The 15028-nt window shown below is 55.2% G+C and carries 16 protein-coding genes and 1 pseudogene; 4 read left to right on the top strand and 13 right to left on the bottom strand.

Annotated features, from left to right (window positions below):
- Positions 1-2 precede the first annotated feature (2 nt).
- Positions 3-1811, top strand: a complete 1809-nt coding sequence (locus FLS37_RS12270) for a PglL family O-oligosaccharyltransferase (protein ID WP_157670236.1) — start codon at positions 3-5, stop codon at positions 1809-1811.
- A 9-nt stretch (positions 1812-1820) separates the two neighbouring features.
- Positions 1821-2762 carry a pseudouridine synthase gene (locus tag FLS37_RS12265; protein WP_157670235.1) on the top strand — a complete coding sequence of 314 codons (942 nt, stop codon included), beginning with the start codon at positions 1821-1823 and terminating at the stop codon, positions 2760-2762.
- 208 nt (positions 2763-2970) lie between these two features.
- On the opposite strand, the gene FLS37_RS12260 is transcribed toward FLS37_RS12265, so the two are convergent.
- Together FLS37_RS12260 and FLS37_RS12255 are read right to left on the bottom strand one after the other, a co-directional pair.
- Complete coding sequence (locus tag FLS37_RS12260; protein ID WP_157670234.1) at positions 2971-3735, bottom strand: TlyA family RNA methyltransferase; 765 nt, start codon at positions 3733-3735, stop codon at positions 2971-2973.
- A 13-nt stretch (positions 3736-3748) separates the two neighbouring features.
- Positions 3749-4513: a pseudouridine synthase gene (locus FLS37_RS12255; RefSeq protein ID WP_198314610.1), complete on the bottom strand. Its 765-nt coding sequence runs from the start codon at positions 4511-4513 to the stop codon at positions 3749-3751.
- A 178-nt stretch (positions 4514-4691) separates the two neighbouring features.
- On the opposite strand from FLS37_RS12255, the gene FLS37_RS12250 reads away from it, so the two are divergent.
- Positions 4692-5078 carry a SirB2 family protein gene (locus tag FLS37_RS12250; protein WP_157670233.1) on the top strand — a complete coding sequence of 129 codons (387 nt, stop codon included), beginning with the start codon at positions 4692-4694 and terminating at the stop codon, positions 5076-5078.
- Between the two features lie 523 nt (positions 5079-5601).
- Here FLS37_RS12250 and moaC read toward each other — a convergent pair.
- From moaC to FLS37_RS16770, 9 genes and pseudogenes are all read right to left on the bottom strand, one after another.
- Positions 5602-6117 carry a cyclic pyranopterin monophosphate synthase MoaC gene (gene moaC, locus FLS37_RS16925; protein ID WP_232522591.1) on the bottom strand — a complete coding sequence of 172 codons (516 nt, stop codon included), beginning with the start codon at positions 6115-6117 and terminating at the stop codon, positions 5602-5604.
- Between the two features lie 102 nt (positions 6118-6219).
- Positions 6220-6675, bottom strand: a pseudogene (locus FLS37_RS16920) (molybdenum cofactor guanylyltransferase); the annotation flags it as partial.
- Positions 6662-7192: a molybdopterin synthase catalytic subunit MoaE gene (gene moaE / locus FLS37_RS12240; RefSeq protein ID WP_198314609.1), complete on the bottom strand. Its 531-nt coding sequence runs from the start codon at positions 7190-7192 to the stop codon at positions 6662-6664. The gene moaE and the pseudogene FLS37_RS16920, both read right to left, overlap by 14 nt.
- Position 7193: 1 nt before the next feature.
- A complete protein-coding gene (gene moaD, locus FLS37_RS12235) occupies positions 7194-7442 on the bottom strand; it encodes a molybdopterin converting factor subunit 1 (RefSeq protein WP_157670231.1) in 249 nt (82 codons plus the stop codon).
- Complete coding sequence (gene glp, locus FLS37_RS12230) at positions 7443-8663, bottom strand: gephyrin-like molybdotransferase Glp (RefSeq protein WP_157670230.1); 1221 nt, start codon at positions 8661-8663, stop codon at positions 7443-7445.
- Positions 8656-9171 (bottom strand): molybdopterin-guanine dinucleotide biosynthesis protein B, encoded by a 516-nt coding sequence (gene mobB / locus FLS37_RS12225; protein ID WP_157670229.1) that lies wholly within the window; start codon positions 9169-9171, stop codon positions 8656-8658. The genes glp and mobB overlap by 8 nt, the downstream gene beginning before the upstream one ends.
- A gap of 61 nt (positions 9172-9232) precedes the next feature.
- A complete protein-coding gene (gene moaA, locus FLS37_RS12220; protein ID WP_157670228.1) occupies positions 9233-10204 on the bottom strand; it encodes a GTP 3',8-cyclase MoaA in 972 nt (323 codons plus the stop codon).
- Between the two features lie 353 nt (positions 10205-10557).
- Positions 10558-11088, bottom strand: coding sequence for an NAD(P)H-dependent oxidoreductase (locus tag FLS37_RS12215; protein ID WP_157670227.1), 531 nt, complete (start codon positions 11086-11088; stop codon positions 10558-10560).
- A 119-nt stretch (positions 11089-11207) separates the two neighbouring features.
- Entirely contained in the window at positions 11208-11489 is a 282-nt protein-coding gene (locus FLS37_RS16770) for a hypothetical protein (protein ID WP_198314608.1), read from the bottom strand.
- A gap of 26 nt (positions 11490-11515) precedes the next feature.
- On the opposite strand from FLS37_RS16770, the gene FLS37_RS12210 reads away from it, so the two are divergent.
- Positions 11516-12247 (top strand): peptidylprolyl isomerase, encoded by a 732-nt coding sequence (locus FLS37_RS12210; RefSeq protein ID WP_157670226.1) that lies wholly within the window; start codon positions 11516-11518, stop codon positions 12245-12247.
- Positions 12248-12302: 55 nt separating this feature from the next.
- Here the strand turns inward: FLS37_RS12210 and FLS37_RS12205 are convergent, their stop codons facing one another.
- Positions 12303-14429 (bottom strand): ATP-binding protein, encoded by a 2127-nt coding sequence (locus FLS37_RS12205; RefSeq protein WP_157670225.1) that lies wholly within the window; start codon positions 14427-14429, stop codon positions 12303-12305.
- A gap of 2 nt (positions 14430-14431) precedes the next feature.
- Positions 14432-14908, bottom strand: a complete 477-nt coding sequence (locus FLS37_RS12200) for a molybdopterin-dependent oxidoreductase (RefSeq protein WP_157670224.1) — start codon at positions 14906-14908, stop codon at positions 14432-14434.
- Positions 14909-15028: the final 120 nt, after the last annotated feature.

Here is a 15028-nt window from a genome sequence, read left to right as displayed (position 1 = left end):
CCATGCCATTCCAACTCCGCCTTTATCAAGGCCTGCTCTTTCTATTGGCCGCCGTTCCATGCGGCATTCCGTTTCGCTGGGATCCCAACCCGGTCTTTCCGTCCGAGCTGGCGGCATTTTTCTTTTGCATACTGATTACGCTAACTGGCGTATTAGTGCCTAGCGACACTCGCGAGAAAGCAAACCCGCCCTGGCTGGCACTAATGTGGCTGGGTTTTGCGCTGATGATCGGCGTACAGGCGCTGATCCTGCCGCACGGCTACGGCACCGAGCGGCTGTACCCCATTATTTACTCGCTAGGCGCTGCGGGTGCCGCATGGTCGCTTTCGCGTGCGATCAGCGTTTATGGTGCGCCGCAATTACTCAATATGTTTGCCTGGGGCTTGCTGGCTGGGGCAATTTTCAATTCCGGTCTGGCTGTGCCGCAGATTATGCAGCTGATTCAGGATGGCCCGCGGCTGATCTTTGGCAATATTGGCCAGAAGAATATGTACGGGCATTACCTCGCCTGGGGTTTGGCCAGCGCGGTCTATCTGGTGTCGCAAAAAGATGAAATGGCCAAGTGGGTATTCTGGATTGTGGCCGCATGGTTGTCGCTATCGCTGGCCTACTGCGGCTCGCGCTCGCCGCTGCTGTACGCGCTGGCCTGGTTGCCAATGGGTTTATTGCTGTGGTGGCGTGGCGCAGAAACACTACGCGATTTTGGCCGCGCGCTAAGCATCACCGCCTTGCTGATGATTGCCATGCAGTTTATCGCCCCATTGATCACCGATATTTTGCAAAGCCTGCTCAAAGCACAGAACGAAGTGCCCACCGGGCTGGCGCGGCTCGATTCCAATGGTTCGCGCCGTCTGGTTGAATGGGAAAAAGCCTGGCTTACCTTTCTGCAGCATCCGCTATTGGGCACAGGCTGGGGCAGCTATGCCGCGCACAGCAATGCGCTGCAAACCCGCCCCGAATTTGCCATCGTCTCGGAAAGCGTGCTCTTTACCCACGCGCACAACTCGGTGCTCAATCTGCTGGCCGAAACCGGCGCTATCGCCACCGGCATCATTCTGGCGGGCATTAGCTATGCCTACAGCAATGTGCTGCGCGCCTGGCGCAATCCGGTGGTGATGTACGCCGCAGCACTGGCTACAGTCTCGGTGCTGCACAGTCTGGTTGAATATCCGTTGTGGTACTTCCATTTTCTGGGGCCTTTTGCGCTGATTCTGATCTTTATGCAATCGGGCACGGCCAAGCTGGGCTTTGCTGCCACCTGGGCCAGAATGAGCTGGGCGCTATGGGGCGGCATGGGACTGGCGCTGTGCGTACTGGGTGGGCAGATTTACCTCAATATCTACCCCATCATGGATCCGGCACAGGACGAAAGCCTGAACGCAGACCGGATTGCCCGGCTGGAAGCCATGCGTAGCAATCCGCTGATCGATTATTACGCCGAACATGGTTTGTCCAATTACATTGTCGCCAGCAAGAGCGAAATGCCGTGGAAGCTGGCCATTTTGCGCGCACAAAATGCGGTACGCCCCTACCCTGGGCAGATGACCGATCAGGCCGTGATGGAGGCGCTGAGCGGTAATCAGGCACTAGCACATGAACTGATACGCCGTGCAGCGTTTGCCTACCCGGAAAGCTTTGATTATTTCTATCAGACCATCGATGGCTTTAGCGAGCCCGCCGTGCGCGCCCTGCTCAAAGACGTCGATGAAGCTCGTGACTTTTTCAATGCCAAACTGGACTTTAAAATCAAGCGCCCGCTGCTGCGCGACGAGCTGACCGCTAGCGCGGTGCAAGCGTCAGCCGCACAGTAAAGCGCCATTATGAAAAAAGCTGTCGCACCGCTCCCCCCGATTGATGGCCTTGCACCGAGCTGCGTCGCGCTCATTCCCGGCCCCTGGCCGACAGTACTGGCGTTTCTGGAAGAGAAATTCCCGTATCTGGAGCCGGGCGTGCTGGCCACGCGGCTACAAAATGGCGAAATCTACGATGATAACGGGCAAGCCATCCCGGCGGATTCGCCCTATCAGCCCGGTAACTATCTGTGGTACTACCGCACCGTGCGCAGCGAAACGCGCGTGCCATTTGAAATTGACGTTTTGTACCGCGACGACAGAATTATCGTGATTGATAAACCGCATTTCTTGTCGGCGATTCCGGCCGGGCGCTTTGTCAAAGAAACCGTGCTGGTGCGGCTACGCGTACTGCTCGGCCAGCAGGATATTGCGCCTGTGCACCGGCTGGACCGGGAAACGGCGGGCGTGATGATGCTTTGCCTAGATAAAAACAGCCGCAGCGCCTATCAGCAGCTATTCGAAAGCCGCAATGTGCAGAAAACCTACGAAGCGATTGCGCCGTATCGCGCCGATCTGGCGCTACCGCTGGTTCACCGCTCTCGCCTGGCGCATGAAGGCAGCAAAGAAGACGGCAAGTTTTTCTCGATGTCCGAAGTCGCAGGCGAGCCCAATAGCGAAACACGAATCAGCTTGCTGGAGCGGCGTGGCGACTGGGCCCGCTATCAGCTTGAGCCGCACACCGGCAAGAAACACCAGCTGCGCGCGCATCTGGCGGCATTGCAGATCCCGATTCTGAACGATCCCTGGTATCCGGTGGTACTCGACGATAAAGGCGACGATTTTAGCCAGCCGCTGCAATTACTCGCCCGCGAGCTGAAATTCATCGACCCGTTTAGCGGCCAAGAGCGTGTCTTCACCTCGCGCCGACACTTGCAGTGGCCTGCCGACGCCAACATGACAAAGGCATGATTACCCGTTACTTTGTCATGCCCACAGCCACAAAAACTACCGCGACACCGGCAGGCGCAGGCCATAGAATGAATCTCATGGAATACGCCTTGAACACGGATTCCAAACCAAGAGAGTTAAACCCGCGCAAGCGGGCTATTTTTTTGGGTATACGCCTGAAGGGCAATTACAGAAAAGGCCGCAGAGCAATACCCTGACAGCAAAGCAATCAGATTGCGCGAGCGTAGATAAAGAATTCGCGATTGCCATCGCCACCAGCGATCGGGCTGGCAAAGTAATCGAGTACCGCAAACCCTGCATTCTCGGCAGCGGTGCGGATTTTGGCTTCAACCTGCGGATAGAGCGCCTCATCGCGCACAATGCCGCCGCGCGCGAGTGCTTGAGGGCCTAGCTCGAATTGCGGCTTAACTAAAAACAGCAGCAAGCCATCGACCGAAAGCACCGAGCGCAGCGCGGGCAGCACCAATGTGAGCGAAATAAACGACACATCACCCACAATCAGCTCAACCCGCGCGGCTTGCGGCTCGTCGATCAAAGCTGGCGCAATTACTTCAGGGGTCAGGTTACGCGCATTCACGCCTTCAAATTGCGTCACACGCGCATCGGTGAGCAAGCGCGGATGCAATTGATCATGCCCGACCTCAACGCCAATCACCCGGCGTGCGCCTGCTTGCAGCAGGCAATCGGTAAACCCGCCGGTCGAAATGCCGACATCCAGCGCCAGCATGCCGCTCACATCAAGCTGAGCACTGGCCAGCGCGCCAGCCAGCTTCAGCCCACCACGCGAGACATAGCGATCCACCTCATCGGGGGTAACCGTAATCTCGGCTTGCGCATCAAGCTTGAACGCCGCTTTGCTAACCGGTTTGCCATCGGCAAACACCCGCCCAGCCGCAATCATCGTTTGCGCCTGCGTGCGCGACGCGGCGTAGCCTTGTTCGACCAGAAATAAATCAGCGCGTTGTAGACTCATTGCATCATCCGTATCAGATGAAGCTTTCATCACTGCGCAAATACCGCCACTGCCCTCGCGGCAAGTCGCCAAGCAGGATGCGACCGATACGGATACGCTGCAGGCCCACCACTTGCAGGCCGACCAACTCGCACATGCGGCGAATCTGGCGCTTTTTGCCTTCGCGCAGAATAAAACGCAGCTGGTCTTTGTTCTGCCACCAGACGCGAGCCGGCTTGAGCGCTTCGCCGTCGAGCGACAGGCCATGATTGAGCAAACGCAGACCGTCGGCTTTCAGATGGCCGGAAACGCGCACCAGATATTCTTTCTCGACTTGTGAGTTTTCGCCAATCAGCGTTTTGGCGACCACGCCATCCTGTGTCAGCACCAGCAGGCCTACAGAATCAATATCAAGCCGCCCGGCTGGCGCGAGGCCCTGGAAATGCACTGGCGAGAAACGAATCCCGCTGGTATCGCCTTCCCAGTGGTTTTCCGGCTGCACCAGCACGACCGCTGGCTCGTAGCCGTCTTCGGCCTGCCCCGATACATAGCCCACCGGCTTATTGATCAGAATGGTGACGCGATTGTCCTGAATCTGCTTGGCAATCGGATCGAGCTCGACCGTCTGGCTGGGCAATACCTTGGTGCCGAGTACATTGACCACTTCGCCATCAACACGCACCCAGCCTTTGGCAATGTATTCGTCGGCTTCGCGGCGCGAGCACAGACCCAACTGCGCCAGGCGTTTAGACAGGCGCAACATGTCCTCTGCGGGTTGTTGCTCTACTTGATCTTCCATGATTTTTCTACGTTTGAAGCCGACAATCCGCTATTTTACTGGTTTAATCGCAGGCATAGAACATGTTTTCTGACTGGTTTTCAGACGGGCGAACTTATCCGGCGGGCATGTTGTCTGAGCAAGCAGCATATTGCCAGCAGTAAACCAAGTCGCCTTTACCCATTCAATAGGATTTTCTGTGGAACATTATCTCGCCCTCAAACACCTGCATATGACGTTGGCGCTGCTCTCTGGCGCATTTTTTGTTTTTCGTGGCGTTTTAATGCTGCGGCAATCGGCATGGCTACAACATAAAATCTGCAAAATTGCGCCGCATATCATTGATACAGGGCTATTGGCCTCGGCGATTTATCTGGCGATCACCCTGCAACTCAGCCCCGGCAATTCACCATGGATCGCCGCCAAAATCGGTGCTTTGCTGCTGTATATCGTACTGGGAACGATTGCCCTCAAGCGCGGCAAAACCATGCCCATCCGCTGCACGGCACTGATCGCAGCATTGGCAAGCTATGGCTATATTGTGGCGGTGGCGATCACCAAGAATCCGCAACCTTGGCTGGCCTGATGCAGTGAGCACGAGGTATATCAATACAGGCCATGAATAGAAACAGCTTTAGCGATATACCCATCACACCCAACTATTCTTGAATGCTCCCGATGGGGCTGAATAAACTCAGCGGAATAGCGTTTAGTCTGGCTTGAGATTAAGTTGGACTAATTCTTGCTCATTGGCCACACGCCAGCGCGGCCAAGTTTTGGTCTGACTATGAAACTGCCAGCAAAAATAGGCTACACATGCGACGAAAATGATTGAAAGCCCAACTGCCACACTATTCTTGGCGGTAGCGGGTATCCACCGCCAAAACTCCGGCTGCAGCATTGCAAAAACAATCAGCATAGGCAGCATAATCACTTTGCTACCTTCAACCGAATGTCCATTGGGCACAATCACCGTTTCGCAAGCTCGACACAAGAAATAGGTCCGAGTCGGCAGAAACTTGCACTCGCCAGGATATGGGCGACGAATTGGACCCTTAAATCGCAGATTCACCCCGCAATGCGGGCAAGCATAATTCATTGTTCAGAATTCAAATCAAGGGCGAAGTCGAAAGCGTTGCTGCTGGCGCAGCCATCGTCCAATGCCCCGATTTACCGCCAATTTTCTCGACCAGCCGTACATCGGTCATCACCATGCCTTTATCAACGGCTTTGCACATATCGTAAATGGTCAGCAGCCCGACTTGCACTGCGGTTAGCGCTTCCATTTCGATGCCGGTGCGACCAAAGGTTTCGCAGGTCACCGAGCAGCGTACCGTTGATTTCACCCGGTCAATGCTAAATTCGACTTCCACCGCAGTCAGCGGCAAAGGATGGCATAGCGGAATCAGATCACTCGTTTTCTTGGCGGCCATAATCGCCGCAATGCGGGCAATACCGAGAACATCGCCTTTTTTATGCGAGCCGCCTTCGATCAAGCGCAGCGTATCGGGCAACATGCGGATATCACCTTGCGCGGTGGCGCTGCGCTGGGTTTCGGCTTTACCGCCCACATTGACCATATGCGCCTGACCTGCAGCATTAAAGTGCGTCAATTCGCCCGCCATTGGGATCGCCTCGGCGCCGGACAGGCGGCTAGCCAGGCTGGACAAATCCTCAGGCGTATTCAAATTGGGAAACAGGTTTTCCGGGAAGGTCACAAACACTGCGCCCTGCGCTTTGAGCCAGTCGCCCAGGCGGTTCTGTCCGCTGGACAGGCACTCGACCAGCGATGGCAAGACATCACGGCGCAGCAGGCAGATTGACCAGTGCACCTGGCCATCGGGCGTGCGTGCCACCACGGCGGGTGCGCCAGTGGCATTGAGCGCGGCGCGAAATTGCAGTAGCAGATCGCCGGGCAAAAAAGGCACATCGCAAGGCACAACCAGCATCCAGTCTGCCGGAGAGGCGAGCAAGGCGGCATGAATGCCCGCCATTGGCCCTGCCTGATTGGGGTAAACATCGCGCAGAACAGCATGGCCAAAGCTGGCGTAGTCGGGCAGATTGCGGTTGGCAGAGATCAGGATGTGATCAACCAGCACGGATTGTTTTTGCAAGGATTCGAGCACCCAGGCCACCATGGGTTTGCCCGATAATTCGATCAAGCCCTTGTCACGCCCCGCCATTCGGCGCGCTTCGCCCCCCGCCAATACCACTGCATCCAGCGTCATTTTCTCTTTCCCAGCGTTGCTGCGCCTCTTGGTCACTCTCTCTGGCCTCAACCCAGACACTGTGGGCGGCCGAGACTTCTTTTTTCCAAAAAGGCGCCTTGGTTTTTAAGTAATCCATAATATAGGTATTCGCCGCGTAGGCAGCAATTCGGTGCGCACTTGCAGTCAAAACCAACACAATTTGCTCGGCGGGCTGCAGCGCTCCGACACGATGAATCACCGTCACCGCATCCAGCGGCCAGCGCTCGCGGGCGCTCTCGACAATCTGCTGCAGCGCCTTGGCCGTCATCGCCGGATAGTGCTCCAGATGCAGGCTGACCAGCTCGGGCTGCGGATTCAAATCGCGTACGCGCCCGACAAACATCACGACCGCACCAATCGCCGGATCGCCAGCGAGCCGCTGGTATTCGGCGGCGACGTCAAAATCGGCTTCCTGTACGATGATTTTATCCACCGCCAAATCAGTCTGCATCTTAACCCCCGGTCACGGGAGGAAACAGAGCGACCTCGGCATTCGCCGGAATGGCGTCATCAAGCTGCGCCATCTCCTGATTGATCGCCACCCTGAATACGCGTGCGCCGCCGAGCTCTTGCTGCCAGACTTCACCACGCGCGACCAATTGCGCGACCAGCTCACGCACCGTCGCAGCACCTTCGGGTATCTCTTCCTGCGCCACACCGAGCGCATCGCGCAGGCGAGCGAAATACAGCACATTCAACATTTATGCCCCCAGAGCCGTAAAAGGAAGATAGCTGACCACATCGCCGCGAGCGATGGTTTGCCCGGCAGGCAGGTCGACCAGCCCGTCGCCCCAGACCATCGAGGTCAGCACGCCCGAGCCTTGCTTGGCAAACAGCTCGACTTGCCCAAACGAATTAAGCCGGGCGCGCAGAAATTCGCGCCGGTCTCCGGCTTTTTTCCAGTCAAAATTGGCGATCAGCGGCAAACGTGTTGGCAACACCTGCCTCACGCCTTGGCGCGCCAGAATAAACGGCCGCACCAGCATCAGGAAAGTGACCAAGGCCGACACCGGATTGCCGGGCAGGCCGATGAAATCGCAGCCGCCAATCCGGCCGAAAGAGTCCGATCTATCTACTTTGCCGTAGGCAAAGGGTTTACCCGGTTTGATGGCGATTTTCCATAAATTTAATTCACCTAGGTATTCGACTGCAGCCTTGACATGATCTTCCTCACCGACCGATACCCCGCCCGATGTCATCAAGACATCATGAGTTTCTGCCGCTGTTTTAAGTGCTTCAATCGTTGCGCTGCGGTCGTCGGCAACAATCCCCAGATCGCTGACGACACAGCCCAAAGCTTTGAGCGCATTGATCAGCACATAGCGGTTCGAGTTGTAAATCTGCCCGCCTCCCAGCGGCTGCCCCGGCTCGACCAGCTCGTCGCCAGTACTGAGCAGCGCAACGCGCAGCGGCGCCATGACCGGCAGTTCGGCAACACCGACTGACGCCGCCAGCCCGATCATTGCCGGCGTCAACACGCTGCCGCGAGTCAAAATGACCGCGCCAGCGGCAATATCATCACCGATTCGGCGAATATTCGCGCCGTCTTGCAAAACCAGATCGACGCTCAACTGACCATCGTTGACCGTACACACTTCCTGCATCGCCACCGCGTTCGCGCCAGCCGGAATCGGTGCGCCGGTAAAAATCCGCGCCGCCTCACCAGCCGCCAACGTTACGCCAACCTCACCAGCCGCAATACGCTGTACTACGGGGTATTGCTCCGGAGGGCATGCAAAATCTGGCACATGCAGGGCATACCCATCCATCGCGCTGTTATCAAAGCCGGGTACATTGATCGTCGAGCTTAAATCATCAGCCAAAACGCGACCCAGGGCGTCAGCCAGAGCAACGGTTTCAATCGTCGTGACCGGATGCGCTTGTGCGAGCAACTGCTCAAGGGCGGATTCAAAATCAAGCATCTGCTTTTTCCGAAAAATATTGAAGGATAAATCGCGCCAGTGCGGCGACGTCGTTCAGATCGAGTCTGGGTAGCTGGCACGCAGGCAGTAGATCGGGAGTATCGGTTGCGATGGCCATCACGTACTCGTCGTCAGGAAACAAGGGCGGCTTACCATTGTCGGCGCGCCAGACTTCGATTTTCGGAATGGCTTCGCGCTTGAAGCCTTCGACCAAGGTCAGATCGGCAGGCGCAAGCCGGGCGATCTGCTCGGAAAGGGTCGGTATTTCAGCCTGTGCCAACTCATGAAAAATTGCGTAGCGGTACGGCGAAACGACCATCACTTCACCAGCACCAGCTGAGCGAAAACGCGCAGAGTCTTTGTGCGGCGGCTCGAATTCCAGATCGTGATGCGAGTGCTTGATCACATTGACGCGCCAGCCGTAGTTGGCGAGCTCAGGCAATAATGCGGTAATCAGCGTGGTTTTGCCGCTACCGGAAAAGCCGGCGATGGCGAGGACGTGGGACATACAATACCTATGGATGTATCTTCATGCGATTTAGATCTAGCATGCGCTGCATGAATATACCCTAACCACCCGTTTGCGACATAAAACGGATCAGCTTGGCGGGCTGCTCGACAAATTCATGCCGTTCGGGCTTGAGTTCAATGGCATGCAAAATCGCCGCTTCCAGCTCGGCATCCGATGCGCCGCCACGCAGCAGTGGGCGAAATTCAAACGAGCTTTCCTGCCCCAGACACATATACAAAGTGCCATCGACGGTCAGTCGGACTCGGTTACACGTTGCGCAAAAATGCTGTGACATCGGCGTGATAAAGCCAATCCGCCCGATACCATCGCGCGTTTTCCAGTAGCGCGCCGGGCCACCACCCAACTCGATTACTTCGGGAATCAAATCGTAACGCGCCACCAACCGGTCGCGAATCGGTCCCAGATCGAGGTATTGCGTATTGCGCCCGGTATCGCCCATCGGCATTGCTTCGATCATGCGCAGAATATAACCGTGCGCAAAAGCAAACTCGGCCATCGTGTCGATTTCAGCGTCGTTCACGCCGCGCATCGCGACCATATTGAGTTTGATCGGACTCAGACCGACCTCGGCGGCAGCGTGCAAACCCGCCATCACATTATCGAAAGAATCACTGCCGGTGATTTGCGAAACGCATTTTCTATCGAGGCTATCGAGGCTGACATTGACTCGCGTGACGCCAGCGTCCTTGAGTGCCTGTGCGTGTTTGGCCAGCTGCGTCGCGTTGGTCGACAGCGCCAGATCGGCTAGCCCCAATCCGCTCAAGCGGCCTGCCAATTCGGGCAGATTGCGGCGCAACAGCGGCTCGCCCCCGGTCAGCCGTACACGGCGAACACCCAAGCGGGCAAAAGCGCCAACCAGCCGGGTGATTTCGTCGAAAGTTAGCCAGTGCTCGGGTTCCTCAAAGCCTTTAAAGCGTGCAGGCAGGCAGTAACTGCAACGCAGATCGCAGCGATCCGTCACTGACACCCGCAAATAATCAATCGCCCGAGCAAACCTGTCCTGCAACATCGTGCGCCCCTTCAAGCCGCCTTCAACCTAGGTTTTGAAAGCCGCTTCGAAAGCAACTTCAAAACCCACTTCAAAACCATCTCCAAATCATAGCCTGAGTATGCACCAAGCCTGCGCCGTACTGAATACCTATTCCGAGAGACCAGCACCAGTCATACTCTATTGGGTATATCCACGTAAACAATAGCTAAAAACAACTCTAGAAATATACCCCAGAGAAGTTGATTCAGTAGCCTTGCATCAGCGCATTCAGTAACCATACTCAGTCGGACTACGACCCACTTTCTGACAGTCGCACGACGGTTTTTCGATTAATGGCTGAGCTTGCTCTCTAGACAAGTCATACCAAGTACTTAGCTCAATAGCGCGCGGTATTGTTGAGCAAAGACCTCGATCGCGGTTTGATGCACCTTGTCAAACGGAGAGCGGGGCAGGTGCTCGACATCGTGCAGCACCAGCGGTGTCTGCCAGTGCAGCCCCAGCGCTTCAGCGGTCAGGCGCATCGGATACCATAGGGCTTCGCTGGAAATATCAGTGGCACCATCGTACAAAGCGCCAATCGACGCCGTACTCACCACCAGCAGCAGGTTTTTTCCGGCCAGCGCCTGCTTGGCACCATAGGCCCAGTCCAGCTCAAATACCTCATCCTGCCAGCGCTTGAGCATGGCCGGGCAGGCGTGCCAGTACAACGGAAACTGCCAGATAATCCGCTCGGCCTTCTGGCAGGCTTGCTGCTCGGCCAGCACATCAATCTGCCCATCCGGGTACATGCTTTCCAGATGATGGATTTTCACTTGTGGCAACTCGGCAATCTCGTCAAGCAAAGTGCGATGCGTTTGCGAAGTGGCCAGATGCGGATGCGAAAAGATAATCAGGTTTCTCATGGCTTATCCCCGGATCAATACGTCTTGAAAAAGTTTGAATAAAGATTTCACGCAGCGCACACCGTCACAGACCGAAACCAGACGGCGGGGCGAAGCAAGAAAGCCTGAGCAGTTTTGCTTTATTCCTTATGAGTATGGTTGCCAGCAAAACAATTGCCCCCCATTAGCCGGGAAATAAAGTGATAGGTGGCACGCACGAAAAGCGTATTTTTGCGCCCGAACACTGGCATTTCATCGGCAATTTGACAAAATCCCCATCCCCCACGGTTGATATTGGCTAAAATGCCCCCCATTGTCATAGCACTGACAAAGCGCTGGGCATTCCAGCGGGTACACAAGCTTGCAAACGGCGTCTCAGAACCCCTTGCAACCGGGCGCCACTGCAAGCGCGGCGGCTTCATTTTTTTGAACAGGATTAATTAAACTCATGGCTATTATCGTAAACGGCGTTGAAATCAAAGAAGACATGATTGCAAGCGAACAAGGCAATCACACCGAAGCGCCAAGCGCGCGCGACGCTGCCATTCAGGAACTGATCCTGCGTGAATTGCTGCTGCAAAAAGCCACTGCCGCTGGCATCCACACCGAAACAGCCGAAGAAGCCATCGGTACTTTGCTGGAAAACGAAATCAAGGTCACAGAAGCAGACGAAGCAGCTTGTCAGGCTTTCTACGACAGCAACCCGGAAAGCTTTACCCGTGGCGAAATGGCCGTTGCCAGCCATATTCTGTTCCCGCTGGGTGAAGGCCTTGCGGCCAGTCTGGCCAAGTCCAAAGCCGAAGGCGTACTGGCTGAAGTGCAGGCCAATCCGGCGCGTTTTGCTGCTTTGGCGAGCGAGCACTCAACTTGCCCGTCTGGCAAACAAGGCGGCAGCTTGGGTCAATTCGGCCGCGGCCAGATGGTGCCTGAATTTGAAGCGGCAGTATTTGCCACTGAAGCGGGTCAAATCACACCCGCTCTGGTAGAAACTCAGTTTGGCTACCACATCATTCAGGTGAACGAGCGTAGCAGCGGCGACAAAGTCAGCTTTGAAGAAGTGAAAGAACGCCTGCAGGCTTTTCTGACCGATATGGCGGGTCGCAAATTGATGCACGACTATCTGGCCAAACTGGTTGCCGACGCCAAAATCGAAGGTTACACCCTGCCTGCGATGGCTTAAAACCCGGCTGCGGTATGCCAATCACCGCGCCATACTGCTTGCAGCTCCTAGTACATCAGGAGCTGCAAGCAGTCTGCCTGAGTAAAGCTAGGCAGTGAATCCGCAGCGCGGCAATTTCGTCCATACCTGGCTTTTGCAATAATGGATTGGCCTCGAACAAAGCCCAATTTTTTGCCAGCGCCAGCGCACCCAGTTGTGAAGCGATGCCCTTGGCGCTATGGGCATGACGTTTGGCCTCATCAAGCTGCCCTTGCTGCAGCGCCAGCACAAAATCCTGCTCCAGATCTTGCAGACGGACAAAACCTTTTTCGGCCAGCGCCAGAAAGCGCTCATTCGAAAAACCCAGATAGGCCTGTGCCTGTTGCCAGGCCATCACCTTATCATCGGCATCCTCAACCGCCTGCACCAATATGCGCGAGCCATTAAGCCCTAACATTTCAAGCAGATCTTGCGCCTGATAAGGCTTGCTCAGATACCCGGCCAGCAAGGCAAACTCGGGGCGCTGGCGCAATTCGTACTCCGGTGAGGCCGAAATCAGATAGACCGGCTGTGTCATTCCCTGCTCTCTCATCTGCGCACACGTCAGCAAGCCGTCTGGTCCGGGCATGTGAAAATCCATCAGCACAAAATCGATCTCGGGCTTTTGCCGCAAAATCTGCAAGGCATCCAGCCCATTTTCTGCCCCCAAAGGCTTGGCGCCAGCTTCATCCAGTATTTCACAGAGCAAATCCCGGTTCACTTCCTGATCTTCCACCACCAGAATAGTTTTGCCCAAGGCAGACAAGCCTTCATGGTGAGTGACTGGCTGGGTCTGAGCCTGGGCTTCCTCAGCAATGGCAGCGATCAGTGTGACGATAAATTCACTCCCCTGCCCTTGCGTGCTACTGGCTTGAATATCACCGCCCATCAGGCGGGCAAAGTCGCGGCTTAAGGCCAGCCCCAAACCAGTACCGCCCAGATGTTTGCCGCTTTCGGTTTGCTCGAAAGGATGAAACAGGTTAGCTAGCTCGTGCGTGGCGATACCACAACCACTGTCACTGACTTTGGCGCGCAACAAATACTGCCGATTCGCGAGTGCCAAACCGCTAATTTCAAGTCGGACAAAACCCTGCTCGGTAAATTTCATGCTGTTGCCGATCAAATTGATCAGGATTTGCCGTAATTTGCCAGCATCAAGCAATAAGGAACCCGGCAAATCAACGGCATAATGAATTGAGAAAGTCAGTGCTTTTTGCTGCGCCATCAGCGCAAACATGCCTTCTAGCTCGCTTTTCAGATTTGCCAGGCGCAATGGCTCATTTACCAGCTCGAGCTTACCGCTTTCGGATTTGGACAAATCCAGCACATGGTTGAGCAAACTGAGTAAATGCTCGCCGGAATGCGCGATATGACCAAGATGCAATTTTTGCGTTTCGCTCAGCTCGCTATTTTGGCGCAAGCGTTCGGTGTAACCCAGAATCGACGTTAATGGCGTGCGGATTTCATGGCTGATATGCGCCAGAAAACGGCTTTTGGTCGCGTTGGCGGCCTCGGCCTGTTGACGAGCTTCGAGCAAGGACTGATTCAATTGCTGCAGTTTTCGCCGCTGCTGCTCGCTGCGCCACAAACCCCTGAGCGCCAGCGCAGCAAAGGCCAGCAGCAAAACCACCTGCAAAGACGCCAGCAGCATACGCCAAAAGCCCAGCTTGGCCAGCCGGTCTTTTTTTAGGTCATTGCGCTTGGTTTCTTCGGTGCGAATGCGCTGCACCATATCCTCGATCGGCTCTTGCTGGGCGTTAACTTGCTGCTGCAGCTGCGCCCAACGCGCTGGCGAGAGTGGTCGGGTGTGGATTTGCTGATCAATCGAGGTGACCAGTTGCTTGAGCGAGGGCAATAAGTCGGTTCGCAACACCGGATCGCTAAACTGCTTTAGCGTTGCATCCATTTCAAAGCTGTGAACTCGGCTGAACACAATATCGAACCGCAGCGACAGATCATCCTCATCGCGGTTATCAACCGCCTCGCGCAAACGGTTAAACTCACCGCGAAACTGGAAAATCTGCCATAGCTGATTGCCTACCCCTTGTTCGGCAAAATCCACCAGCTCGGCTTTTTGCTGCTGTTCGAAGTAAACGATCAGGCTGAAATTGAGCAGCAATACGCTGCTCATCACCAGCAAAATCAGCAAAAAGCGTCGACTCATTCTTATTCCACAATGATTTGTTTCAATTGCCAAGCGCAACGGCGGTAATACTCGGTCTTGCGCAGTTTCTCATGCTGATCAAACGGATACATGATAAACAGGGGGCCTTTTTCCCGTATCGACATGGTTTTGCCGTTAAGCCGGCTGGCCACGATCACATCATACTGTTGTGAGTCAGCGGCGGGCACATCAATCGTGTAGTCATTGAGCGCTTGTAATTTCAGGGTGTCGCCCTTCAATTTGGCCAGCTGCAAGACATCGCGCAGCAAGGGCCCTTCAAATGTTTGCGGCTCTGGATACCACGGCGTGGAAACCGTCATTTTCTTTTGCGGCAGCTTATCGAGCTCGGCCAGGCTGAACGCCTGCGGCGTTGTCACTTTGCCCACCACGTTCAAAATGACTTTGGGCTTGCCGGTATCTGCAGCGTGGGCAAGGCCGGTCAGCATAACAAACAATACAAGCAATAAATGGCGCAACATTGATTTTCCTTCCCAAGATTTAAACCCGCTCAAACCAGCATAATCTGTAATTTATAAGCCAGTTAAAAATACAAAAACAGACCAATAACTTGCTTGAACCCATCTATAAATTACAATCAA

It is taken from the genome of Chitinibacter sp. GC72 (assembly GCF_009760905.1).
Taxonomy (GTDB): Bacteria; Pseudomonadota; Gammaproteobacteria; order Burkholderiales; family Chitinibacteraceae; genus Chitinibacter.
Note: the sequence above shows the minus strand (reverse complement) of the source record. Positions and strands in the feature narration are given on the sequence as shown.

What these genes read in the sequence shown, in the direction of transcription:
- FLS37_RS12270 (WP_157670236.1), top strand. Translation starts at nt 3, where the DNA reads ATGCCATTCCAACTCCGCCTTTATCAAGGCCTGCTCTTTCTATTGGCC.
- FLS37_RS12265 (WP_157670235.1), top strand. Translation starts at nt 1,821, where the DNA reads ATGAAAAAAGCTGTCGCACCGCTCCCCCCGATTGATGGCCTTGCACCG.
- FLS37_RS12260 (WP_157670234.1), bottom strand. Translation starts at nt 3,735, where the DNA reads ATGAGTCTACAACGCGCTGATTTATTTCTGGTCGAACAAGGCTACGCC.
- FLS37_RS12255 (WP_198314610.1), bottom strand. Translation starts at nt 4,513, where the DNA reads ATGGAAGATCAAGTAGAGCAACAACCCGCAGAGGACATGTTGCGCCTG.
- moaC (WP_232522591.1), bottom strand. Translation starts at nt 6,117, where the DNA reads ATGGCGGGCGAATTGACGCACTTTAATGCTGCAGGTCAGGCGCATATG.
- moaE (WP_198314609.1), bottom strand. Translation starts at nt 7,192, where the DNA reads ATGCAGACTGATTTGGCGGTGGATAAAATCATCGTACAGGAAGCCGAT.
- moaD (WP_157670231.1), bottom strand. Translation starts at nt 7,442, where the DNA reads ATGTTGAATGTGCTGTATTTCGCTCGCCTGCGCGATGCGCTCGGTGTG.
- glp (WP_157670230.1), bottom strand. Translation starts at nt 8,663, where the DNA reads ATGCTTGATTTTGAATCCGCCCTTGAGCAGTTGCTCGCACAAGCGCAT.
- mobB (WP_157670229.1), bottom strand. Translation starts at nt 9,171, where the DNA reads ATGTCCCACGTCCTCGCCATCGCCGGCTTTTCCGGTAGCGGCAAAACC.
- moaA (WP_157670228.1), bottom strand. Translation starts at nt 10,204, where the DNA reads ATGTTGCAGGACAGGTTTGCTCGGGCGATTGATTATTTGCGGGTGTCA.
- FLS37_RS12215 (WP_157670227.1), bottom strand. Translation starts at nt 11,088, where the DNA reads ATGAGAAACCTGATTATCTTTTCGCATCCGCATCTGGCCACTTCGCAA.
- FLS37_RS16770 (WP_198314608.1), bottom strand. Translation starts at nt 11,489, where the DNA reads ATGAAGCCGCCGCGCTTGCAGTGGCGCCCGGTTGCAAGGGGTTCTGAG.
- FLS37_RS12210 (WP_157670226.1), top strand. Translation starts at nt 11,516, where the DNA reads ATGGCTATTATCGTAAACGGCGTTGAAATCAAAGAAGACATGATTGCA.
- FLS37_RS12205 (WP_157670225.1), bottom strand. Translation starts at nt 14,429, where the DNA reads ATGAGTCGACGCTTTTTGCTGATTTTGCTGGTGATGAGCAGCGTATTG.
- FLS37_RS12200 (WP_157670224.1), bottom strand. Translation starts at nt 14,908, where the DNA reads ATGTTGCGCCATTTATTGCTTGTATTGTTTGTTATGCTGACCGGCCTT.